The following is a 23108-nucleotide window of genomic DNA, read 5'->3' on the forward strand; positions in this document are numbered from 1 at the left end:
CATGGAAGCATATATCTTAAAGTCTGCCGCTTGCCTCGCCCTATTTTATGCGTTCTATAAACTTATTTTAGAGCAACAAGCAATGCACACCTTCAAACGGTTTTATTTGTTGGGTAGCTTTATCGCAGCAGCAATAATTCCGTTAATTGTATTTACAACTTACGTTGAAGTTGCTCCAGTAGCTTTTACAAATTTTCCAATTTCCACGGAAATTTTAACGACTGAACAAAATCTAAACATTACTCCAACAGTAAATTATACACCAATAATTATTTGGAGTTTATACGGATTAGGCGTACTAATATTTGGAAGTATATTTTTTAAAAATCTATTTCAGATTATAAAAAAAATTCAGCAAAACCCTAAAGAGAAATCTGTTTCAGTGTTTCGCGTGTTATTACAAATGGCAACCATTCCGCATACGTTTTTCAACTATGTATTTTTAAATAAAGACGACTATCAAAACGGAAAAATTCCGCAGGAAGTATTAATGCACGAAGAAGCACATGCAATTCAAAAACATAGCATTGACGTACTTTTTATAGAACTTTTACAAGTTGTGTTTTGGTTCAATCCCTTTATCTGGTTGTACAAAAGAAGCATCAAACTCAATCACGAATTTTTAGCAGACCGTGCTGTATTAAATAGCGGTGCAGATGCCTACAATTATTCAAATATTTTACTCGCGTTCTCATCAAACGCTAGCTCGCCAGTATTGGCAAATTCTATTATTCATTCATCAAACCGCCTAACAGCATTATTTTCATCAAATGCTTTTGGGCAGGTAAAAAAACGACTCACAGTTATGAAAACAACAGCATCAAAAAGAGCAACATTGCTTCGCAGCTTATTAATACTTCCAGTATTGGCAGTTTCAATTTACGGTTTTAGCACCACTAAAGAAATCGCTAAAATTTCAGAAGAATCACACATTGAAAATGCAATTAATATTTCTGAAGAAAAACCACTACTTAAAGTGGCCATTAATGGAATGACCATTTATGTCAACGATAAAAAAACAGATATTGATAATTTTAGTTCTGAAATTGATGCTGTAACTAAAAAATGGTCTGTAGAAGATTTTAAATTATATCGTGTGAGTATTACCACAGACAACACACTTACACCTTTTATAAACCGTGTTAATCGTGCTTTTAAAAATACTGCACTTTATAAACAATCCACCTCTAAAAGTGACTTTATCACCATTCCTCCAGTTCCACAAGAGAATGAGATTGAAAATACAAAAACCTTAGATCATATTATTGCAGTAGCAAAAAAAGGCGGAAAGTTTATTTATAAGGACGCTGAAATTTCTAGCGATGAAGCAATTGCATTGTTTAAAAAGAATCCAGAAATTAACCTCTACACAAAGAACTTTGAAACTGAAACTCCTATTACTACATTTCAAGATGAGCCGTTAAATTTTGATACTGACAACCTTAAATTTTTTAAACTAGCAGTTGATTTCAATACAATTATTGTAAACGGCAAAGTTTCAAGTTTAGAGACATTTAAAAACGATGTTGACGCAGCAACAAAGGACTGGACTGAGAAAGATTTTAAACAAACCCAACCACGTACTTCTTTTAAAAACACCTCAGAAGATTTTTTAAATGACCTTGATCGTGAGTTTAAGAAAACAAAATATTCAAAAACTACGGGCGGCTTGAGTATTTTTTGGCCTCACCTCGAATGCAAACCAGAACACTTAGGCTATGGTAATGGTTATCCAATAGTGAAAAATTATAACGCGAAAAACAAAACGAAAAATCAAATCATCAAAGAATTAAATAATCTTGATGGAAATAGCACATCATACCGCACAAACAACAATAGAGCAACACTTAACCAAGCTATTGCATTTGTTACTGAAAATAATATAAAAGCTTTTGAAGTGGTTGAATATAATGATTTTGGAAAAAAGACTATATACTTGGACACACGAAAAAAAATAGAAAGATTAAACGTAACAGATATACCACCTCCACCATCTCCTGCACCTAAAGCCCCAAAGGTAAAAAAAGGTGAAAAATCAAACATACCACCACCTGCACCAAAGGCTCCCAAAGTTTTAAAAGGTGAGAAATCAAATATTCCGTCACCTCCACCGCCTGCACCCACTAATTCATTAGATTATATAATTGATATGGCTAAAGAAGATGTTAGGTTTCAATATGGAAAAAAAGTAATTAGTGCAGATGATGCTATTAATTTTATCAAGGGACATCCACAATCTAAAATTAGAACTGACTATAAAGAAAATAAGCCTTTTGCAGTCATCATTGAGAGAGACGGCCCCGTCAATAAAAATGGAACAGATGTATATTACGATACTTTAAAATCTATTAGAGCGCAAAAAGAGAAAAATAGTTCTGGCTATATTGAAATTAACGGGGAGACTTATTTATATGTAAAAAATGATGGAGTAATTAGCTACAAGACAGTTCATGGCGAAGCTGTTAATGAAAAAGGAGAGAAAATAACTCAAAAATAAAAATTCAAAAAGACACTATTTTAAAACCTTGAAATATTTCAAGGTTTTTTTATGTAACAAAATCAGGCATTTAGCGTTCTAATAAACTCATACACTTTAATTACATTCTTATGCTACAACGCTTTTTCATATTCTGCTCGGGTGCAGACACAGACATACTTAAAGACTGCTCCGCGGGAGAAAATACTAAATATGCAGGTATAGGCGCTACCGTATTTTTTACTGCTGTTATGGCAGCAATCGCTGGCTCATTTGCCTTGTACACTGTTTTTGACAGTGTATTCACCGCCATCTTTTTTGGGTTGATTTGGGGATTATTAATTTTTAATCTAGACAGATTTATCGTTTCAACTATTAAAAAACGAGACAACTTTTTTGATGAACTTATCCAAGCATCGCCCAGAATCATTCTTGCACTCATCATCGCCATAGTGATTTCAAAACCTTTGGAAATGAAGATTTTTGAAAAAGAAATTAATCAAGTGCTCTTGACGGAAAAGAACCAAATGACTTTAGATAACAAAGACCAATTGGCACTTCAATTTACACCGAATATTGATGCGAAGACTTCTGAAATTTTAAGTCTTAAAGAAGAGATTGCTAAAAAAGAAATAGCAGTTAATGGCTTGTACGACATTTATATTTCTGAAGCTGAAGGAACTAGCGGAACTAACAAATTAGGAAAAGGCCCCGTCTATGCCGAAAAGAGACAAAAACATGATGCCGCCTTAGCGGATTTTAAAATACTTAAAGAGGTTAATGAAGCAAAAATTTCCGAAGCAGAAAAAGAAATAGCGCAAATTAAAACTGATTATGAAACGCAGGTAGCATCTACACAACCTATTATTAATGGCTTTGATGGATTAATGGCGAGAATTAATGCTTTGAACAAACTGCCGTGGCTTCCCTCCTTTTTTATATTCTTACTATTCCTAGCGATTGAAACGTCGCCCATAATTGCAAAACTACTTTCTCCAAAAGGTGCTTACGACTACAAATTAGCCGAACAAGAAGGTACTGTACAATCATGGGTTGCACAGCAAAAGGCACAACGAGATATTTTAAAAACTACTGATATTGAAGTAAACAATCGTGTGTATGGTGACATTGCCGAGGAGCAAGCAATTTATGACTACAAGCGGAAAATTGCCCGAAAACTCATGGAAGAACAAGCTGATGCTTTTTACAAGAAACAAAAAAGTATGCTTTAGATTCTATTGTCTGCAAATTGATTTTGATTAATTTGGTTGTGCAAAGAAATGCACATGAAATTAACACAAGAAATTGAAGAGGCAAAAAAATTAATTGCATTGTATTTTGGTTTAAAAGGTAACGTTTCAAAACTTCCCGGTGATGTAGATTTAAATTACAAATTTGAGTCTGATAGTTCTGAAAACTTTCTTTTTAAAATATCAAATAGCAATAATGCCGAATTTGAAGATTTTCAAAATAAAATTTTAGCACATTTACGAGAAGAAAAACTAGCTTTTGAAACGCCAAAACTATATTATTTTGAACAAACTAAAGACAATAGGTTTTTACGATTACAAGGGTGGGTTTCTGGAAGAGTTTGGGCAACTATAAATCCTAAAACAATAGCGTTACGTAAAGACTTAGGAAGCAAAGCAGGAGCCATTTCTCAGGCACTTAAATCCTTTACTCATCCCGCGTCAAATAATAAACATGATTGGGATATAGCAAATGCACTATGGACACTTGATCATCTCGACAGATTTAAAGGGGAAGAAAAAAATATTATTTCTACTTTTCAAAATTTGTTTCAAGGGATTCAAGATAGCTATGCTAAGTTACCCAAAAGTGTAGTTCATAATGATGTAAATGATTATAATATTCTCGTTTCAGAAGATCTTTTAAATCCTACCGTTTCTGGTATTATTGACTTTGGGGATTCGGTTTTTACACAAACGGTAAATGACCTAGCCATTTTAATTGCTTATGCTGCTATGGATGTACCAGACCCATTAGAAGCTGCGCTGGATGTTATTGAAGGTTATAATAAATCCTATCGTTTATCTCCTAAAGAATTAAATTGTTTGTACATTTTAGTGGGGATACGGTTAGTAATTTCGGTTACAAAATCTTCTATTCGAAAAGAAGTTGACCCATCAAACGAGTATCATATTATTAGCGAACAACCTGCTTGGGAGCTGCTTAAAAAATGGCACCTCATTTCAAGTGAGTTTGCATATTATAGCTTTCGTAGTGTTTGTGATTACAATCCGCACCCCAAAGAAGAAATATTCACTGAATGGGTAAAAAACCACACTTTTAGTTTCACCCATTTATTTCCCACCCAACTTAAAGAAGAAATTTATCTTCTAGATTTAAAAGTGTCCAGCAAATGGATGGGAAGTAGGCATGAGTTTAACAATCTAGATTTATTTGAATACAAGGTCAACCAACTCCAAAAGGAGCATCCCACTAAACTAATTGCTAACGGCTATTTAGAACCACGCCCCATTTACACTTCAACAGATTTTGACAAAGAAGGAAATGATGGGCCAGAAAGTCGTACGGTACATTTAGGCATTGACTTTTGGCTACCTTCGGGAACTCCTGTAAATAGTATGTTTGACGGCACTGTTATTACCGCAAATAATGAAGGCGGATATAAACAATATGGTGGTTTGATAATTTTGCAACATCACATTGATAACATGTCGTTTTTCACATTATACGGACATCTTTCTTCGGAAAGTTCTCAAAATTTAAAAATAGGAGACACCATTAAAAAAGGGGATTGCATTGGATATTTAGGAACCCCTCAAGAAAATGGAAACTGGTCGCCACATTTACATTTTCAAATAATGCTCAGTATGTTGGGCAATACTAAAGATTTTCCGGGAGTTACTTTTCCGAAGCAAACAGAAGTTTGGAAAAGCATTTGTCCCGATCCAAATTTATTATTCAAAAATGCAAATCTAAAAACTGAATTAGATACTCCGAGTGATACTATTTTAAATTTCAGAAAAAAGCATCTAGGAAAAGGGCTGAGTGTTTCTTATAAAAAAGCATTACATATTGTAAGAGGCGATGGTGTATTTTTAATGGACAATGAAGGACAAAAATATTTAGACACTGTAAATAATGTAGCGCACGTGGGCCACGAACACCCTAAGGTTGTGAACGCAGGACAACAGCAAATGGCTGTTTTAAATACAAATACACGCTATTTGCACGATAGCATTACTGCGTATTCTCAAGCATTATTAAAAAAATTACCTCCAGAATTATGCGTTTTACATTTTGTAAATTCGGGAAGTGAGGCTAATGAACTTGCTCTAAGAATGGCGCGAACTATAACAGGCCAAAAAGAAATTATGGCAATTGAGGTAGGGTATCACGGTAATACAAATGCTGCTATAGATGTAAGTTCGTACAAATTTGACGGAAAGGGCGGGCAAGGAAAACCAGAGCACACTCATATTTTACCCTTACCAGACCCCTATAGAGGGCGCCATGCGTGGGAAACTTCGGGCAGTAAATATGCAAGTTATGCAGAACGCCATATTGAACATCTTAAAATTATTGATGAAAAAATTGCTGGTTTTATAGGCGAACCTATTATTAGTTGTGGTGGTCAAATTGTTCCTCCCGCAGGCTATTTTAAAGAGATTTACGAGTATGTTAGAAAAGAAGGTGGTATTTGTATCGCTGATGAGGTTCAAACGGGCTTTGGAAGAGTTGGCTCGCATTTTTGGGCGTTTGAAATGCATGATGTACTTCCAGATATTGTTACTATGGGAAAACCTGCTGGAAATGGGCATCCTCTTGCCGTAGTTGCGTGTACGCGAGAAGTTGCTGATGCTTTTGCAAATGGGATGGAGTATTTTAACACCTTTGGTGGGAACCCTGTGAGTTGCGCTATTGGAAATGCAGTCCTTGATATTATAGACACAGAAGAATTACAAAGAAACGCACTTGAAGTTGGCGAATTTTTAAAAGCTGAATTAAAGAAATTGCAAATTGAGTTTCCAATTATCGGCGATGTACGCGGCGCTGGTTTATTTTTAGGGTTTGAACTTGTAGATAACAATAAAAACCCTCTTCCATTACACGCTACTTACCTTGCTAATAGAATGAAACAAAAGCACATTTTAATGAGTACTGATGGCCCTGAACACAACGTTTTAAAAATAAAACCCCCTTTAGTATTCAGTCATGAAAATGCATCAACACTTATAGTACGCCTAACTCAAGTTTTTAAAGAAGATTATATGAACCATTATTAAAAAAAACGAATATGAAAAACATACTATTTATTTGCTGCATTGCATTTTTCACAAGCTGTGCTGCACAAAAAACAACACCCAAACAAGATAAAGCTGCTATCTTAGAAGTGATGAAATACCAAGAAGTTGCGTGGAGTCAAAACGATCTTAAAGGCTTTATGCAAGGGTATTGGAAAAGTGATTCGCTCAAATTTTATGGAAGCCGTGGTTTAACAAAAGGATGGCAGCAAACATTAGACAACTACATTAAAGGGTATCCTACTAAAGAACACAGTGGCACCTTAAATTTTACAATAGATGATATCTCGCAAATTGAAACAAATAGCTACTGGGTTATGGGGCGTTATTTTTTGAAAAGAAAAATAGGCGACGCTAATGGCAATTTTATGATTGTCTTCAAAAAAATAAACGGGGAATGGAAAATTGTAGCAGATATGAGCTCTTAAGTGATTAAAATATTGTGTTTGCTAAATTTAATTAGCCTATAAAATTATTTTTTGACAAATCTTTCAATAAAATTATTGCCTTCGTTAGTTTCAATAATAAGAAAATAGATGCCAGTTTCTAATAGTGAAACATCTACTTGGCTAAAATTATCATCTGCTTCATATGTAGTAATTAATGTACCTTGTATGTTAATTATGGAAATTTGAGAAACAGTTGATTCAAAATTATCGTGTGCAATAGTCACTAAGTCCTCGGCAGGGTTTGGAGATATTGAAATTGAATGAAGTGTGTTATTGTTAACATCCAAAAGTCCATTAGGGTAATCTTCAAAATAAACGTATTCGTTTGATGAATTATAGATGTACAGAAAATTTATGAATTCTGGCCCAGGAGGTTCGCCTCCATGAATCCATCCATATTGAAAAGTAAACTCATCATTCAAATCATCTGTAAAAAATGAATAGAATGCATCTTCAAATGCTGGGTTATCATCTTGAACACATGAGTCACCATCGAGTAGAAATTCTTGGTTAAGAAATGAAACTGTTCCATTTCCATTTGAGACAACATTTGCTCTTCCCGTTTTACAAAATGTAGTAACAAAATTAAAATCACCATTGCCATCGTCGGGGCAGGTTAATGTTACGTTTGTAACCTCATCATTATAAAATATCCATTGATTAATACCACCAGCATTTATCTGTTTTAAATAATACGTATATGCCAAATTATTACACTCATATTGTGCAACTACACTTGATACTGAGAAAAGAAACAAACCAATCAATAAGTAAAATTTTTTCATAACAATTAGATTTACATAAAGCTACTAATAAAAAACTAATTCCCTTTCAATCGTTGCCACAAATCAACTAGTAGCTTCTTCCCATCTTCTGGGCGTTTTTTGTTTTCTGAAATGTATAATCCATCACCCGTTTGTTTTAGTTTGTAACTAAACACATAATCTTTAGCAGCGGTATCTACTGACAATTGTCCAAAACGTAAATCGTTAAAAAATAATTTACCTTCCTTTTCTTGAATGATATACCATCCATTAGTAAGGTTTACCAGCCGTTTTATTTTATTATTATTGGCAAGGTCGCCAAGTAAGTGGTGATTTTTATGATGCTTAGAAAAAGTAATAGGTTTAGTATCAAACAAAGAATAATTTGCGATTAAATAGGCGTCTTTTGTTTCCACATTTGCTGTCCATATAATGGTATTAAGGGGTGCTGGTTTTGTTTCTAATTCTATGTACTGAATCCCTTGATCCTTTAAAGCTTGTTGAAATTTAAAATAAGTGATTCCTTTTAAAAGCAACGTGATGCATAAATAAATACTACTCACCCACAAACCAAGGGAATTAAAATAACGGCGCTTGGGGTCGTTACGTTTCCGAAGCATTGCCAAGATTAAAAACACTAAAAATGGCAGTGTGTATAATGGGTCAATGACAAATATATTTTTGTACGCTAATCGTAAGTCAAAAGGCCAAAATAATTGTGTCCCCCATGTAGTATGGGCGTCAAGCAATGGGTGCGTAATAAACCCAAAGAAGAAAAGCCAAGACCATTGCCGCCAGCTAGCTGTATGTTCCCATCGCGAAACTAGCCACCCAAAAACAGGAGCAAAAAGAATTGAAAATAAAATGGAATGAGAAAATCCACGATGGATTTCAAGCGCTGTAACAGTATCGACAAAAAAGCGTGCAATGACATCGAGGTCTGGAATGGTGCCTGCAATTGCGCCGTAAAGCATTGCTTTGTTACCTACTTTTTTTCCTAATACAGCTTCGCCAACAGCTGCACCTAATACGATTTGGGTTAATGAATCCATCTAATCAACTATCTGCATTTTTTTTAGTAAAAATGAAGCATTCATATTTTGACAAATTCCTTTTTTAAGCATATAATCAAAATAGAGTTCATCATTTTCTATACGTGCATCAAAATAATAATTTTCAATTTCTTTGAAATCATCTGCTGCTTCGCATAAGCTCAAATCGTGTGTTGCAATGATTCCTGTGGCATTACTTCGCACAAGCTTTTCTACAAATTTGCGTGAGCCAATGGCTTTGTCTGTACTGTTTGTTCCTTTTAAAATTTCGTCAAGGATAATAAAATAACGCTCAGATTTAATAGCATCGACAATTAATTTGAGACGTTTTAATTCTCCAAAGAAATACGATGTATCCTCTGTTAAATTATCTGTGGTACGCATACTCGTTATTAATTTAATTGGCGTATAATTTGCGTTAGTTGCGCAAATGGGAAGTCCTATGTTTGCCATTACTATTTGTAATCCTACATTGCGTAAAAAAGTACTTTTCCCTGCCATGTTAGCCCCTGTAACTATAAAAAATTCACCTTCGCCAATATTTAAATTATTTGAAACAGCAGTTTCTGGGTGTAATAGAGGATGATTAGAATCTTTAGAGTCTAATACAATACCTTCTTTTAATACCTTCGGAAATATGTGGGTGGGATGATTAAAATGATAATTTCCTAAACTGTTGTATGCATCAAAAAAAGAAATAACCTCAAACCAACTAACAACTTTTTTTGAGTGATTCTCTATCCACTTCTCAATATTATAACTTTGCTTTAAATCGCGCAACATAAATCCATTTAACAATACGCCAATAAGCATATTAGAGCGTTGGTCTAGCCCGTTTAAATGAGAAGAAAATTGTTTTAACAATGTAGATGCTTTACGTTTTTCTTCATTAACCAAGGCTTGTTTTTCTAACAGCAAAGGTGCATTAAATTTTGCATTTTCAATTTCTAAGAGCAGCTTGTAAAATTGCTCAAAAGTACTTTGTATTTTACCTGTATGCGAAGAAAGCTCATTTACTTTACGCACATAAATTGCTGAAATACCTAACCCAATTAAAAACCAAAAAAACAAAGCTAGTCCTGGAATAATCTCAAAATAATACAGCGCAATCATTATTGCCGAAATCAATGAGAAAATTGTAGAAATGATTGGTGCCCATGAAGGAATAAATTTTTTATAATTAGTAATCCATTTATGAACTGTTGCCGCAGATGTTTCAACTTTCACTAAAGATGCAATCGCCGAGAATCGTTGACGCCAATGTGGCATTTGACTAAGTTGCAAAACCGCCTCTTGTTTGCCTTCTAGATTATCAATGTTATTACTTAATAAATAGGATGCCAGTGCATCACTTCCACTCTCTAATGACGTTCGATTGCAGTATTGATAAAAGGATCCAACCCCAAAAAGGTCAATATCCTCACTATAATAATGTAGTGGGTTTTTGTATTTTATACCGTCAGGTAATTGATGAAAATTATATGCTAATACCTTAAGTTCAATTTCGTTTTGTGCGATAAGCTGCCGTAATACCGAAGCACGATATTGTAAATCTGAATGTCTTGAAACTAAAAAAAGAAAAAGCACTATTCCTCCTCCTATAATCGCTAATACAAGTTTTGCATTCCCAAAAGATACGTATACACCTACCCCAATTATTAAAAAAATAACAAGCCTCAAAATACTTGAAAGAAGCAATTTTTTCTTTAATTTATTTAAGGTCGTTGTATTTTCCTCAATTGTTTTTTTATAAAAATTTTGTTGTTTTTCTTTCATAGTGCTGCAAGCTCTGCTTGCAATTTTTTAGTGAGAGTTTTTATTACTAACTCATAAGAGTGGTCAATCAACTCTATAATTAAAGGCTGTGGCACATTATCTTGAATAAGAATACTATTCCAGTGAATTTTGCTCATATGATAGCCTGGAACAATAAGACCATCATATTCTTCACGTAATTCTATGGCACGTTCTGGGTCACATTTAAGATTTACTTGAGTAGGTAATCTGTTAAGACCACAGAGGGCAAACATTTTTCCCATTACTTTGAAAACAAGTGTGTTTTCATCAAAAGGAAAAGACTCTGTCACTCCTTTTTTAGTCAAACAATATGCTCTAAAATCTTCTACGTGCATTATATTATTTTAATTAATCCTATAACCTAAAGCAGGCTTTCCATTAAAATATACTAATAAGGTTTTCACTCCCAATTCTAATGGAATTTTAAATGTTGTTTGATTATCAAAAGTTGTATGTTCTGTTTCTGCAACCATCTTTATTTCTTCGCCATAACTATAGCTTATTGCATCAACTGTTGCTCCCACAACGATTTCTATTATTCCGTTATCAATTAACATTTCTTGAATAGTACCACTTGCAGGTTCAATAATATCATCTATTTCTAGAAAACCTCCTATTATTATAGGTCTATTTGAGAACATTTCTTTTGTTATCTCAGTCTCTACAAAGGCATCTTCAAAGAAAGCAGGATAATGAGTATTAATAAGTTTTTTAGGTGCTGCCTTATAATATTTATATGTGGGCTCTTTAATAAAAGAACCTATAAATTTTCCAGCTCCCCAGGTTGCATCAAAAAGAAAAGATGTTCCGTTAATTACAGCAACATTCCACATATGATTATTTGCAAATGGTCTTCCTATATCTGTAAAACTAGTCTTTGTATCACCTCTTACAAGATAGTTGTCAATGCCTTGCAGCTGACAAAGTTTTTCAAAAACCATAGCATATCCTTCACAAACAGCTTTCCCTGTTTGTAACGTCCTTTTAATAATTTGCTTTCTCGACTTTTCTTCTTTTTTATTACGCTCTCTATAATTTTTAAAACTGTAATTGAAGTTCTTATATTCTGAAGGATCGTAGGCAACATTATTTATAAGCCACGTATAAATTGCACGTACTTTATCTTCTTCGGAAGTGAAGTCTCTTGTTATAAATGTTGATAACACCTCTGCCGAATCTACCGTCGTTGGGTATAATTGTATCGTTGCATCTACTTGATCGTTATTTTGAGAATAAACAGACCATGAAAAAGCTGTGGCAACAAACAGCAGCAAAAACTTTACGCGTTTTATTTCCGAAGTCATACTATAATAACTCATTTTTTGATGCACTAATTTTTTTTGCACTTTCAGGAATATGCAACGCTGTATGGTCAACTTTCCAGTTAATTGTACTAGCTAGCTGTGAAATTAAATTTATGGTGTCTAGCGCCTGTTTTGAAGCTTCATCAAAGAGGCCGCTACTAGGTATTTTATCTACAATATGCTGTTTTGCTTCATTGTTAATCTCTGTAAGGTCTTCTGCCGTAAAGGGATTTGCCCAGCCTTCTTTCTTATCATAGTATTTAAAATCTGTTTCGATAGAAAGTAACTGCGGTTTTGGAAACTCGTTAATAATAATCGTTTTTGTTTCTTCGTTTGCTTGCATTTTAATTTGGGTTAAATCATACCCTACATATGCTCTAGCTTCAATAAGAACAAGGGCTTTCTTTTTTCCCAAAAGTAAATTAAGCCATTTTTGTTGTACATTTTCGTAGTGATAAATTTCAGAAAAATCACCCTCTACGGTAATGAACTTGCAAACGCTCCTAATTTTTTCCATTAAGATGACACTTTGCGAAGAGGTTTTTCCTTTTCTACGCAAATTGTTAAACCTAAGAAAAATAACATATGCGATGATGGAGCCAATTGCGAGTCCTATAAAAAGTAATTCCATATTTATTATTTGCCTATTTCGCCTAAATGAGTGTTTTTGAAACTGCTTGGGTATTTGAGTCCATAACCTAGCATTCTATCAAATGCAATATGCGAAAACATAATGACTCCGGCTAAAAGCATGCCATGAACGTCATTAAAATATCCTATTAGCAATAAGATGACAGCAACTGCACGATGATGAAAAAGATTGTAGAAAAATGCTCCTACTTTTGAATCAAATAAATATCCTAACATACCTACATCTGGCAAAAGTAATAATACGGGAAACCACCACCAACTCATGTGCAAAAATGAAAACAAAACAATACCTAAAATAAATAATGCAAACTCTTCTGCTTTTAATATTGATTTCATTTTAATGTGAAAATTAAACGATTACAGTGGTTTATAAAGTATTGGTTTACTTGGAGAGGCATCATTTTCAAAAGAAGCTATTTGCAAATTAAGAACATAACTTCCATCTTTAACACTATTAGGAACATAAATAAACTCTGTTATTGTAGCCTTTTTTCTTGGTGCTTTTGGAACATCCCAAAATGCTTTATGCGCTAACAAAGCTCCATCATCCTTTTCCTTATCTATACTTGGCAAATCTATAAGTAAATGCAACACACCTATTTTACGAAGGTACGTCGCAGCATCTTTGTGCAGATATGCCCAATTTGTATTAGAATATTTTCGGCTTTTTTTTGAAATTGTATTAGGCAATGTTCTAATTACAACGGCTTGCGGAGTAGTACCGTGCAACCTTTCTTTTAATTGCGCTTCTGAAATTACAAGATCACCTTCCCTATTCTCAGGGGCAACTGTAATAACTTCGGCCATAAAGAAAAAGGTTTTCAATGCATCATTTATGGAATAAAACTCCTTTGTTATATGACCATAACACTCCGTATGCGTTCCATGAGCGTGCGGATTAAATGCTATATTATTAAAATTTACAGAAGCTCCAGCTTCAACACTCCCTACCCAATCATCTAATTGTACAGGAGAAATTTTTGGTTTTTCCAAATACCAGGCTAACGGATTTTTATCTGAGTTTTTTAACGTGATTGATAAATCAATAGGTTTTGATAAATCAATTGCTTTTCGCGTTGCGTGTAAAGTGATAGTTGCTTTCAATAGTTTTAATGAGATAATGTGTAATGCTTATTTAAGCAATAATTTTATTCTAAATTTAATAAAAATAAGTCTGAAGCAATCCCATCACTTAAAAACTTCCCTTTTTTAGTCACTTTCAAATTTTCTCCATCAATTATAAGGAAATTAGATGTTATATGTTCCTTCATTTGGAGCTCTAAATACTCAAGATACTTTGTGCCGAAATTTTTAGAAATTTCAGTAAAAGAGACACCATTTTTTGTGCGCAATCGTGTCATCACATATTCATTATACTTATCTGTTTTAGAAAGTGATTCACGCTCCATTGGAAGTTCGCCCGTTGTAATTTTTTTTATGTAAAGTGGGTTATTATTAATATTCCAGCTCCTTGCATTTCCATCATAACTATGCGCAGAAGGACCAATGCCCAAATAAGGTTTTCCTTGCCAGTATGCAGTGTTATTTTGTGACTCCCAACCAGGTTTGCAAAAATTTGAAAACTCATAATTATCATACCCAGAAGCTTCTGTATATTCTAATAATAACTTGTGATGTTCCTGCGCCACATCATCTTCCACAGGAGGAACAATCCCTTTTTTAATAAAATTCTCGAGTGCTGTTTTAGGCTCTACAGTCAATGCATAGCAGGATAAATGAGGAATATCTAATGCTAGAGCAATCTTTATATTTTCTAACCAACGTTCGCGTGTCATTTTTGGAATCCCATAAATCAAGTCAATACTTATATTATCAAAATGCTCCTTTGCTTTATTAATACATGCTAAAGCCTCGGTTGCATTATGAGCGCGGTTCATTAATTTTAGATCTTCTTCAAAAAAAGATTGTACACCAATGGAAAGGCGGTTAATCCCTATGTTTTTATATGCTTCAAAAATATTAATTTGTGATTGTCCATCGATAGGCTCATTAAATATTATATCGTCTGGGTTTGCCTCTAACGTAATTTCGGGTGCTTCGGAAATATGAAATTGATTATAAACTGTATCAAGAATAGTTTTTAATTCTTCGATTGTTAACAAGGATGGTGTTCCTCCACCAAAATAAATAGTCTGAACAGTTTCAACCATTTCGCTTTTCCGAAGTTCTAATTCTTTACAAATTGCCGCCACCATTTGATCTCGCTTATGCAGAGAAGTAGAAAAATGAAAATCGCAATAGTGACACGCTTGTTTACAAAAAGGGATATGAATGTATATTCCGGCCATTTTTTTTAGTTTATAGTAGCAGTTAAAGTTTGCAGTTTATTTACTGAATACTTAAACGACCTATTTTTTTCCTCCTTCAATTCTTTTCTCGTTTTGCTTTACAAAAGACGCCCAACCTGAATAACTTTTACCAGTTGCCGCAACTCTATTTGTATTATAAAAATGACATACAGCAGCTGCGAGCCCGTCTGTACTATCTAAGTTTTTAGGTAACTTTTTAAGTCCCTCTAGCGTGTTCAATAGCATTTTTGCCACTTGCTCTTTACTCGCATTTCCGCTTCCAGTAATTGCCATTTTTATCTTTTTTGGCGAGTATTCTGTAATTGTAATCTCTCTAGAAAGCCCCGCGGCCATTGCAACTCCTTGTGCCCTACCAAGTTTTAACATGGATTGCACATTTTTACCAAAAAAAGGAGCCTCAATTGCAATCTCATCTGGATGAAACGTGTCTATTAATTCAATAGTGCGTTCAAAAATTAATTTTAACCTCTTATAATGATCATCATATTTTGATAATTGAAGTTCATTTAATTGTAAAAATTCCATTTTTTTACCCACTACGCGAATCAACCCAAAACCCATAATTGTAGTTCCTGGGTCAATGCCTAATATGATTCTTTCTGTTTTATTTATGGACATTATTCAATTTTAAAAAAATAGTTGGATTTTTAAACATATCGTTTAAAGGGGGTTTCGATTGCGCTCAAACAGGCATGCTAATTCTAATTTATATCATCCCAAAATAAAAATGATTATTTAATCTTTAGAATACTTTTTAATACTTTCGTAGCAATATGTTTTCACTTTCTCACAAAGCTAAACAATATCTACTCGTTGCACTAAAAGTATTAATACTTGGAGCAACATTTATATACATATACATAAAACTCGCTGAGACTAATGCATCTGTAATTACCATTTTAAAGTCACCATTTCAAAATACCACACAAGATTTAACGCGACAACTAATTCTAATTTTTATTTTAGTCTTAGGCAATTGGTTTTTCGAGATTTCAAAATGGAAAATAGCCATATCTCACTTACAACACATTTCATATTTACGAGCTTTAAAAGAAAGCCTTTCAGCTTTAACGGTGTCGCTTACTACACCAAATAGAATAGGCGATTATGGAGCAAAGGCATATTTTTACGCCGCAGATAAGCGAAAAAAAATTCTTTTACTCAATTTTTTAGTCAGTGGCTCACAGATGGCTGTTACTTGTATTTTTGGAACAATAGGAATTTTATTCATTGTTTTAAATTATGATTTAAAATTGCAAACAACCACACTCATTCTCTTAAGCATAGTCGCTCTGTTATTTGCATTTTTAGTCTATTTATTTAAAGAGAGAGAATTGCTCATAAAAGGTTTTTCTATCGCAAATGTGTGGCGCTACTATGGTATTATTGATACTAGTATAAAAATAAAAGTTATGGTGTTTTCAGTAATTAGATATGTACTTTTCAGCTATTTATTTTACTATTTATTATGTTTTTTTGGAGCTGAAATTTCATTACATCTAACCATATTTTTCATTTTCGCAATGTACTTATTGGTATCCATTCTCCCTTCAGTGTTTATTTTTGATGTGGTGGTAAGAGGAGGCGTAGCTGTGTGGTTATTTTCTATAATAGGTGTTGATGAAGTTATTGTCCTCGCCACTGTATTAGCCATGTGGGTACTTAATACCATAATCCCAGCCGTGTTAGGCAGTTATTTTGTTGCACGTTATAAACATACAATCGCATGAGCATTGCATTACTCATAATAGGCTGTTTATATACATTATTAATACTTCTTCTGTACTTCGGAAATATTAAACTAAAAAAGTTTCAAGATGCTTTAAGAAATGATCAAACATCGCAAATTCCAACTATTAAATTTTCCATAGTAATTCCTTTTAGAAATGAACAACACCGCATTTTGCCGTTGCTTCAAAGTATTAATAAACTCAAATTCCCAAAATCATCTTTTGAAATTATATTTATTGATGATGCTTCTAGTGATGATTCCATTTTTGTTATAAATACAAGTATTGACCCTACGATTGACTACCAAATTTTAACGAATAAAAACGTATCAAAATCTCCAAAAAAAGATGCCATTACCCTCGCGGTTTCAAAAGCAAAAAATGAGTGGATAATCACTACTGATGCTGATTGTATAGTACCACAATATTGGCTAGAAACTTATGCACAATTTATAGATAAAAAGCATCCATCACTCATTTGTGGACCAATTGCATATAGCAGCAACAATAGCTTTTTAAATAAGTTTCAACAACTAGACGCATTGAGTTTGCAATGGGTAGGAATGGGAAGCTTTGGATACTCAAAACCCATAATGGCAAATGGTGCAAATATGGCGTATAGGGTAACTTTGTTTGAGAGCCTCAATGGCTTTGAAGGTAATACCAATATTGCTAGTGGCGATGATATTTTTATGCTAGAAAAAGCAAAAAAGAGTAATATAAACGGTGTCAAATTTTTAAGAGTCAAGAATGCTATTGTATTTACCCAACCCGAAAAAAACTGGAAAAGTGTAATTAATCAACGGGTACGTTGGGCTTCAAAAACGAGCAAGGTAAAAAATCAATTTTCACAAGGAATCGGACTTTTGGTTTTTTTAGCTAATGCAGCTATTATTATTGGTGTTTTATGGAGTGTTTTCAACCTCTCAATACTGTGGCATGTGCTTATTTATTTTATACTCAAATTAATCCTTGACGCGATTGCACTTTATCAATCGGCTTCTTTTTTTGGAATACGACTGGGATTCATTTCCGTAGTAAAAAGTGCTATTATTTATCCATTTACTACAATGATTGTTGTCGTTGGCTCTATTAAAGGGAGATACAACTGGAAGGGTAGAGATTTTTAAATATTGAGAAGAAAACTAGCTAAAGGTTGAATTCTAAAAAATCTGTACCTTTATAATCCAAATCCTACAAATAATGAAAATCCTACGTCCCTTTTTCACAGTACTATTTTTACTAGTTGTGAGTGCTGTTTTTGCTCAAAAACAATATACAATTGATGGTAAGCAATACAAACTCAACACTGAGGCAGAAGGCACCATCACCCTTTTATGGAATACAATTGAAGGAGAATATCGCTTCTTTTCTCAAAAGGGAACAGCTATAACAGAACTTACTAATACCTACTCAAACGGTGATTATAATGAAGAATACAAAGTAGTTTTACAACAGCAAACTGGCTGGGATGCATCAAGAGTTAAGGATACAAAACTTACATTAGGTTCGTTACGCAATTTTTTTAACAGCTACAATGCAGGTGAAGATACAAACTACTCTTACAACGAACCCATAAAACTACAACATAGATTGGGTGCTTTTGTAGGAGTTAATAATGCTGCATATACTGCTAACCCTACAAACGCAAGTCACACAGCATTAGGGATAGAATACGAAGTATTAGACCCAAATAAACTAAAAAGACATTCTCTTGTTTTTAGATTTAAGCAAACTCTAGATGCAGATGATCACGCATATTCTGCTTCACAAGTTTCATTCAACTACCGTTTTAAATTTATTAAATCTGAAACGTTAGATCTTTTTGCAAACATAAAAGTAGCTGAGTATTCTTACATCAAAAATGAAAGAACTGTAATAACACCCGTTGCAGGAAATCCTGGTGAGAGCACCACGGTTATTGTTGACACTAGCGGAGGAACTATTGATGCCATTGGTGGTTTAGGGTTAGGTGCAGATTACAAACTAGGTAATGGTTACCTCACGCTGTCTCTAAACGACCTAGTTGCCGTAGGATTAGAAAAAAATGATGAGTTTCCACTTGATGTAACCTTGGGGTATAAATTTATTTTTTAATTATTCCCCGTACTCAAATTAATAGGCAATGTAAACTCAGTAGTCACTGGAATCCCCCTTTTATAGGCGGGAGCTATGAGCGTCATTGAATCAAGGCGCTGTGAAATCCATTCTTTTAACTTCGGAAATTCTAAGGCGGCGAGACTGTCTATTTCAATATGCTGTATTGCTATAATTCCTTTTGCAGAAACTTGAAAAGACACAGCAATTGTTTCATCAAGATCTTGCATTGCTACTAGATTGCGGTCTAGAAGTGCGCCAGTAACGGTATCACTTAATGCGCTAATAAAGCATTGCTTTGAAGCTTCTTTTTCGGTACTATTCTCACAACTTTTAAAAACAGGAAATGTGTCAACGTCTTTAAAATCTATAGTTTTAATTTCCTCTGTGTAAAAAGTTTCCGAAGTGATTTTTTCAGTCTCAAAATAGTTGCAAGATGTTGCAATAATAATGATGAATAAGAAAACTGTGTATTTCATTTTTAGTAACCAAAATGGAACTTGAAAAATACACAATTTTAACTAGACAATTATTCCTTACTCAAATGGATTTTTTGTTTTAAATCATTAGCACGTGTAAAGGCAAGTTGATAAAAATCTCCTTCTTTGTCAAAATTTAAAATATACTGCTCATAGAGCTTGAGCACCTCACTGTCGTCCTCATAATAATTATCTGCCGCTATTGCTAATTGGTATTGGGCATATTGATTAAAAGGATTTTCTTTTATTGCTTTGTTTAAATATTCAATAGTCTTTTTGTAATTTTTCTCACGGTTGTAGCTTGCAGCTATTGAAACATATTCACTATCTAAAGAAGGGGTTCGCAATGCTATTGCCATTTCTATATTTAATCTTCCTTTTTCATATTGTTCAATTCCCATTAAACATTTTCCTAGATTATAAAAATATGAGGCATTTTTGGGATCATATTCTTTTATGAGCTTTTCAAAAGTATTTACCGCTAATTGATATTGATATGTTTTTGCATAACTAATGGCTAGTTTTTCTAAAAATTGTTCAGTGCCCTCGCCCAGTTCGATAAGCTTATTAAAACTTGTGATCGCATCATGAAATTCATCTTGATAAAATGCTGAGAGAGCTTTCAAAATTAAAAACTTACTACTTTTCTCATCTGCTTTTAAACCTTGAGTTATGTATAGTTTTGCTTGGTTAAATTTTCTTTTTTCGGTTAGTATTTTTGCGAGTCTGTACACAGTGTTAAGATGATTTGGGTCATCTTTAAGCGCTGATAAATAAAAAGGGATTGCAAGGGTATCATTTTCTTTTTCGGCTAATAAACCTTGGTAATAGGGGTAGTTTGGATTTTCTGCATTATTCTCTGCCAATGCTGCGAAGACGGGGTTTGCTTGTTTTATATTTCCGAGGGAATACAGCAACTTACCATAATTATATTGAATAAGTACGTTACTTGCATCTTTTTCAAGTGCCATTTTAAAATGTGTTATCGCCTCTTTTGAGAAACCTAGCGCCTCATAACTTTTTGCTATTTTGAAATGAACATTCGCATCTATTTCTGCATTTTGATATTCTATAATTGCACGACTGTAATCCCCTAATTCAAAAAGACTATCGCCACTTTGAGAATATAAAGCAACATCACGCCCAGCATCAATATTTGATTTCTGGGCGTGAGTGCTAATAAAAATTAGACTGCATAAAAGTAGTATGAAATAGGTATTATTCTTCAATCTTAAAATTTATAGGTAATGAGTAAAGCACACTTACTTTTTTGCCACTTTGTTCTCCTGCTTGCATAGTTGGTAAACTTGAAACCACTCTAATTGCTTCCTCTTTAAGCGAAGAATGGGGAGCTCTTGCTTTTACATTAGATACTTGCCCTTGTGCATCAATTTTAAATTGAACATATATTTGTTGTAAACCACTTAGCTCTTTAGGAGCGACATCTACATTATAATTTTTAACAACGAAAGACATTATATTTTTTTGAATACAGGACTTTAATTCCTCATTTGTTCCTGAACATCCTGGATATGTTGGAACTTTTTCTATAACTCCAAAGGGGATTTCTAGAAATTCGTTATCACTATCAAAATCTGGATGATCAACTCCTTGAGGTGATGTTAAAACTGTAAACGCTGCTAATGCACGTTCTTCCTCTGCAGTTAAACCCCCATTTTTAGCGATAGATTCGGTAAGCCTGTCTATATTCTGTATTATTTCACTGTTTGACTCTGAGCCAAAATTAGCAGTATTATATCCTTCTTCACTGGATTGACCTGAGCAAGAAGTATAAATTAACATTCCAAATACTAGCGGGATTAACACTAAATACTTTAACTGTACAATGTTTTTTGATTTTGATTTTTGTAACATGATTATTCGTTTTTTGATTAATGAATGATTGAAAAATGTATTGATGAATGAAATATTTTCGGTGCCAAAAACCTGTGATAAAAGGCTTTGATAATACTGGCTTTTGGATTGAATTGTAATTACTTTTTCGTCTGCTATAAACTCTTGTAACGTGCGCATTCTACTTTGATAGGTGTAGCTCAATGGATTGAACCAAAAAATAATTTTGATAATTTCAAAATAAAGCAAATCTAAAGAATGGTTGCCTTTAACGTGTTCAAGTTCGTGTAATAGTATGCTCTCTTTCTGCACTTCGGAAATATTAGACCCTAAATAAATTGTTTTTAAGAATGAAAATGCTGTAGTTGAATTATGCAGCTCAACTAATTGAAAACCATCCATTTTAGAAACTACTCCTTGGGACCTAAGTTTAAAAAGCTTAACCAGTTTTATAATAAATAAGCAAAGTGCAATAGCAGCGCCTATTTTCCAAAATAAAAACAAATCCAAATATCCTGATGCAAATGTATTTGCAAGTCCGTTAGCCGATGTTACATCACCAATAATAACTGCAGGTAACTCAACCACATACGCTGTGGGAATTTGTTCCCTAATACTCGAAACACTAATTAACGGAAGTATAAAACTCGCAATAGGTGTACCCAATAAATACCATCTATTTAAATTATGAAATGTCTCCTTTTTAAGGAACAAATCATACGCTACAAGAAACAGTAGCTGAAAAGCGACAACCTGTAAAATATAATGTATCATACTATTTTTCTTTATTTACTTCGTTCATGATTGCTTCCATCTCTTTTACCGAAATATCATTTTTCTTCATAAAAAAAGAAACCATACTTTTAAAGGAACCTTGAAAATAACCATCAACTAATTTGTTGATAGATTGATTACTATACACCTCTTTTTTTACAATAGGAAAATAAATATGCCCTCTTCCCTCTTTTCTATAATTTACAAACTCCTTGTTCTCTAAAATTCTTACAATTGTAGAAACTGTGTTTGTTGCAGGCTTGGGCTCATCAAATTGCGCCACAATTGCTGCGACATTTCCCTCTCCTAACTCCCAAAGGATTTGCATAATATCTTCTTCGGCTTTTGTAAGTTGTTTACTATTCATGGATTATTAGTTTATATATATACTTGATTATGAATGTTTTTAAACAAAATCAAGTTGATAATTATCTTATTTCTGAAATCAAACTTACAACTAAATTTTTAGTTAAACTAATTTTTTAGTTATAAAATGTAACATTTTAATATTTAGGAAGTCTTATTAAAGTATTTAACCATTAATTATGGATATTCTTTTTGTGGTCCTTGGACTTATTTTAATGCTAGTGGGTATTATTGGCAGTTTTTTACCTGTATTACCTGGTGTACCTGTGAGTTGGTTAGGTTTAGTGGCACTTTACCTCTCCCCTAAAATTGACTTTGATTGGACATTTATAACTATAACTGGCATTGTTGCAATCATACTTTATATTTTAGACTATGTAATTCCTGCTGTTGGAACTAAAAAATATGGTGGTAGCAAAGCTGGCATTTACGGAACAACAATAGGACTTCTTGTAGGGGTAATTGCTCCTATCCCTTTTGGAATTTTAGTAGGTCCATTTGCAGGTGCATTTGTAGGCGAGGTTGTCTTTAACAAAACTCAAAGCAATATAGCATTAAGGGCTGCTTTTGGTTCTTTTATGGGGTTTATCGCTTCAACATTTATGAAGTTTATGGCTACGCTGGTGTATCTTGGACTGTTTATTTATAAAGTATTTGAATTTAGGGAAGCACTTTTTTAAGACGAATACATAT

At 33.5% G+C, this 23108-nt stretch carries 22 protein-coding genes; 8 read left to right on the forward strand and 14 right to left on the reverse strand.

Annotated elements, in window-relative coordinates; translation table 11 throughout:
- Window position 1 precedes the first annotated feature (1 nt).
- The 4 genes from GB234_RS00070 (at window position 2) to GB234_RS00085 (ending at window position 7196) form a co-directional block, all read left to right on the forward strand.
- A complete protein-coding gene (locus GB234_RS00070; RefSeq protein WP_151892468.1) occupies window positions 2-2497 on the forward strand; it encodes a M56 family metallopeptidase in 2496 nt (831 codons plus the stop codon).
- Window positions 2498-2607: 110 nt separating this feature from the next.
- Window positions 2608-3708, forward strand: a complete 1101-nt coding sequence (locus tag GB234_RS00075; RefSeq protein WP_151892469.1) for a DUF4407 domain-containing protein — start codon at window positions 2608-2610, stop codon at window positions 3706-3708.
- Window positions 3709-3762: 54 nt separating this feature from the next.
- Complete coding sequence (locus GB234_RS00080) at window positions 3763-6750, forward strand: aminotransferase class III-fold pyridoxal phosphate-dependent enzyme (RefSeq protein WP_235906029.1); 2988 nt, start codon at window positions 3763-3765, stop codon at window positions 6748-6750.
- A gap of 11 nt (window positions 6751-6761) precedes the next feature.
- The gene (locus tag GB234_RS00085) at window positions 6762-7196 is read left to right on the forward strand and encodes a YybH family protein (protein ID WP_151892471.1); all 435 of its coding nucleotides are present in this window, start codon (window positions 6762-6764) and stop codon (window positions 7194-7196) included.
- 44 nt (window positions 7197-7240) lie between these two features.
- Here GB234_RS00085 and GB234_RS00090 read toward each other — a convergent pair whose 3' ends face one another.
- The 10 genes from GB234_RS00090 to ruvC are packed head-to-tail and all read right to left on the reverse strand — an operon-like array spanning window position 7241 to window position 15733.
- Window positions 7241-8002: a T9SS type A sorting domain-containing protein gene (locus GB234_RS00090; RefSeq protein ID WP_151892472.1), complete on the reverse strand. Its 762-nt coding sequence runs from the start codon at window positions 8000-8002 to the stop codon at window positions 7241-7243.
- A 35-nt stretch (window positions 8003-8037) separates the two neighbouring features.
- The gene (locus tag GB234_RS00095; protein WP_151892473.1) at window positions 8038-9033 is read right to left on the reverse strand and encodes a metal-dependent hydrolase; all 996 of its coding nucleotides are present in this window, start codon (window positions 9031-9033) and stop codon (window positions 8038-8040) included.
- Window positions 9034-10809 carry a MutS-related protein gene (locus GB234_RS00100; RefSeq protein WP_151892474.1) on the reverse strand — a complete coding sequence of 592 codons (1776 nt, stop codon included), beginning with the start codon at window positions 10807-10809 and terminating at the stop codon, window positions 9034-9036.
- On the reverse strand, window positions 10806-11165 hold the full coding sequence (locus GB234_RS00105; RefSeq protein ID WP_151892475.1) for an MmcQ/YjbR family DNA-binding protein: 360 nt from the start codon (window positions 11163-11165) through the stop codon (window positions 10806-10808). Before GB234_RS00105 ends, GB234_RS00100 begins: the two co-directional genes overlap by 4 nt.
- A gap of 9 nt (window positions 11166-11174) precedes the next feature.
- A complete protein-coding gene (locus GB234_RS00110; protein WP_151892476.1) occupies window positions 11175-12149 on the reverse strand; it encodes a transglutaminase domain-containing protein in 975 nt (324 codons plus the stop codon).
- Complete coding sequence (locus tag GB234_RS00115; RefSeq protein ID WP_151892477.1) at window positions 12136-12765, reverse strand: DUF4230 domain-containing protein; 630 nt, start codon at window positions 12763-12765, stop codon at window positions 12136-12138. Before GB234_RS00115 ends, GB234_RS00110 begins: the two co-directional genes overlap by 14 nt.
- A gap of 5 nt (window positions 12766-12770) precedes the next feature.
- On the reverse strand, window positions 12771-13121 hold the full coding sequence (locus GB234_RS00120) for a DUF4260 domain-containing protein (protein ID WP_151892478.1): 351 nt from the start codon (window positions 13119-13121) through the stop codon (window positions 12771-12773).
- Window positions 13122-13142: 21 nt separating this feature from the next.
- Window positions 13143-13889 (reverse strand): cyclase family protein, encoded by a 747-nt coding sequence (locus tag GB234_RS00125; RefSeq protein WP_151892479.1) that lies wholly within the window; start codon window positions 13887-13889, stop codon window positions 13143-13145.
- A gap of 44 nt (window positions 13890-13933) precedes the next feature.
- Window positions 13934-15094 (reverse strand): radical SAM family heme chaperone HemW, encoded by a 1161-nt coding sequence (gene hemW, locus GB234_RS00130; protein ID WP_151892480.1) that lies wholly within the window; start codon window positions 15092-15094, stop codon window positions 13934-13936.
- A gap of 60 nt (window positions 15095-15154) precedes the next feature.
- Complete coding sequence (ruvC, locus tag GB234_RS00135) at window positions 15155-15733, reverse strand: crossover junction endodeoxyribonuclease RuvC (RefSeq protein ID WP_151892481.1); 579 nt, start codon at window positions 15731-15733, stop codon at window positions 15155-15157.
- 155 nt (window positions 15734-15888) lie between these two features.
- Here ruvC and GB234_RS00140 point away from each other — a divergent pair, with 155 nt between their 5' ends.
- From GB234_RS00140 to GB234_RS00150, 3 genes are all read left to right on the forward strand, one after another.
- Window positions 15889-16845, forward strand: a complete 957-nt coding sequence (locus GB234_RS00140; RefSeq protein ID WP_151892482.1) for a hypothetical protein — start codon at window positions 15889-15891, stop codon at window positions 16843-16845.
- The gene (locus GB234_RS00145; RefSeq protein WP_151892483.1) at window positions 16842-17975 is read left to right on the forward strand and encodes a glycosyltransferase; all 1134 of its coding nucleotides are present in this window, start codon (window positions 16842-16844) and stop codon (window positions 17973-17975) included. Before GB234_RS00140 ends, GB234_RS00145 begins: the two co-directional genes overlap by 4 nt.
- A gap of 73 nt (window positions 17976-18048) precedes the next feature.
- Window positions 18049-18942, forward strand: coding sequence for a hypothetical protein (locus tag GB234_RS00150; RefSeq protein ID WP_151892484.1), 894 nt, complete (start codon window positions 18049-18051; stop codon window positions 18940-18942).
- On the opposite strand, the gene GB234_RS00155 is transcribed toward GB234_RS00150, so the two are convergent.
- Genes GB234_RS00155 through GB234_RS00170 form a run of 4 tightly spaced genes read right to left on the reverse strand, consistent with a single transcriptional unit; the run spans window position 18939 to window position 22416 of the window.
- Window positions 18939-19421 (reverse strand): hypothetical protein, encoded by a 483-nt coding sequence (locus GB234_RS00155; protein ID WP_151892485.1) that lies wholly within the window; start codon window positions 19419-19421, stop codon window positions 18939-18941. The genes GB234_RS00150 and GB234_RS00155 overlap by 4 nt on opposite strands.
- Before the next feature lie 50 nt (window positions 19422-19471).
- Window positions 19472-20650, reverse strand: a complete 1179-nt coding sequence (locus GB234_RS00160; RefSeq protein ID WP_151892486.1) for a tetratricopeptide repeat protein — start codon at window positions 20648-20650, stop codon at window positions 19472-19474.
- On the reverse strand, window positions 20640-22049 hold the full coding sequence (locus tag GB234_RS00165; protein ID WP_151892487.1) for a M56 family metallopeptidase: 1410 nt from the start codon (window positions 22047-22049) through the stop codon (window positions 20640-20642). The genes GB234_RS00160 and GB234_RS00165 overlap by 11 nt, the downstream gene beginning before the upstream one ends.
- Window position 22050: 1 nt before the next feature.
- Window positions 22051-22416: a BlaI/MecI/CopY family transcriptional regulator gene (locus GB234_RS00170; protein ID WP_151892488.1), complete on the reverse strand. Its 366-nt coding sequence runs from the start codon at window positions 22414-22416 to the stop codon at window positions 22051-22053.
- Between the two features lie 178 nt (window positions 22417-22594).
- Here GB234_RS00170 and GB234_RS00175 point away from each other — a divergent pair, with 178 nt between their 5' ends.
- Window positions 22595-23095, forward strand: coding sequence for a DUF456 domain-containing protein (locus GB234_RS00175; protein WP_151892489.1), 501 nt, complete (start codon window positions 22595-22597; stop codon window positions 23093-23095).
- Window positions 23096-23108: the final 13 nt, after the last annotated feature.

It is taken from the genome of Patiriisocius marinistellae, from assembly GCF_009014635.1.
Taxonomy (GTDB): Bacteria; Bacteroidota; Bacteroidia; order Flavobacteriales; family Flavobacteriaceae; genus Patiriisocius; species Patiriisocius marinistellae.

Coding starts and splice junctions, on each gene's coding strand:
- GB234_RS00075 (WP_151892469.1), top strand. CDS start 2,608: ATGCTACAACGCTTTTTCATATTCTGCTCGGGTGCAGACACAGACATA.
- GB234_RS00120 (WP_151892478.1), bottom strand. CDS start 13,121: ATGAAATCAATATTAAAAGCAGAAGAGTTTGCATTATTTATTTTAGGT.
- ruvC (WP_151892481.1), bottom strand. CDS start 15,733: ATGTCCATAAATAAAACAGAAAGAATCATATTAGGCATTGACCCAGGA.
- GB234_RS00145 (WP_151892483.1), top strand. CDS start 16,842: ATGAGCATTGCATTACTCATAATAGGCTGTTTATATACATTATTAATA.
- GB234_RS00110 (WP_151892476.1), bottom strand. CDS start 12,149: ATGAGTTATTATAGTATGACTTCGGAAATAAAACGCGTAAAGTTTTTG.
- hemW (WP_151892480.1), bottom strand. CDS start 15,094: ATGGCCGGAATATACATTCATATCCCTTTTTGTAAACAAGCGTGTCAC.
- GB234_RS00155 (WP_151892485.1), bottom strand. CDS start 19,421: ATGAAATACACAGTTTTCTTATTCATCATTATTATTGCAACATCTTGC.
- GB234_RS00115 (WP_151892477.1), bottom strand. CDS start 12,765: ATGGAATTACTTTTTATAGGACTCGCAATTGGCTCCATCATCGCATAT.
- GB234_RS00070 (WP_151892468.1), top strand. CDS start 2: ATGGAAGCATATATCTTAAAGTCTGCCGCTTGCCTCGCCCTATTTTAT.
- GB234_RS00165 (WP_151892487.1), bottom strand. CDS start 22,049: ATGATACATTATATTTTACAGGTTGTCGCTTTTCAGCTACTGTTTCTT.
- GB234_RS00095 (WP_151892473.1), bottom strand. CDS start 9,033: ATGGATTCATTAACCCAAATCGTATTAGGTGCAGCTGTTGGCGAAGCT.
- GB234_RS00080 (WP_235906029.1), top strand. CDS start 3,763: ATGAAATTAACACAAGAAATTGAAGAGGCAAAAAAATTAATTGCATTG.
- GB234_RS00170 (WP_151892488.1), bottom strand. CDS start 22,416: ATGAATAGTAAACAACTTACAAAAGCCGAAGAAGATATTATGCAAATC.
- GB234_RS00085 (WP_151892471.1), top strand. CDS start 6,762: ATGAAAAACATACTATTTATTTGCTGCATTGCATTTTTCACAAGCTGT.
- GB234_RS00150 (WP_151892484.1), top strand. CDS start 18,049: ATGAAAATCCTACGTCCCTTTTTCACAGTACTATTTTTACTAGTTGTG.
- GB234_RS00140 (WP_151892482.1), top strand. CDS start 15,889: ATGTTTTCACTTTCTCACAAAGCTAAACAATATCTACTCGTTGCACTA.
- GB234_RS00090 (WP_151892472.1), bottom strand. CDS start 8,002: ATGAAAAAATTTTACTTATTGATTGGTTTGTTTCTTTTCTCAGTATCA.
- GB234_RS00100 (WP_151892474.1), bottom strand. CDS start 10,809: ATGAAAGAAAAACAACAAAATTTTTATAAAAAAACAATTGAGGAAAAT.
- GB234_RS00175 (WP_151892489.1), top strand. CDS start 22,595: ATGGATATTCTTTTTGTGGTCCTTGGACTTATTTTAATGCTAGTGGGT.
- GB234_RS00105 (WP_151892475.1), bottom strand. CDS start 11,165: ATGCACGTAGAAGATTTTAGAGCATATTGTTTGACTAAAAAAGGAGTG.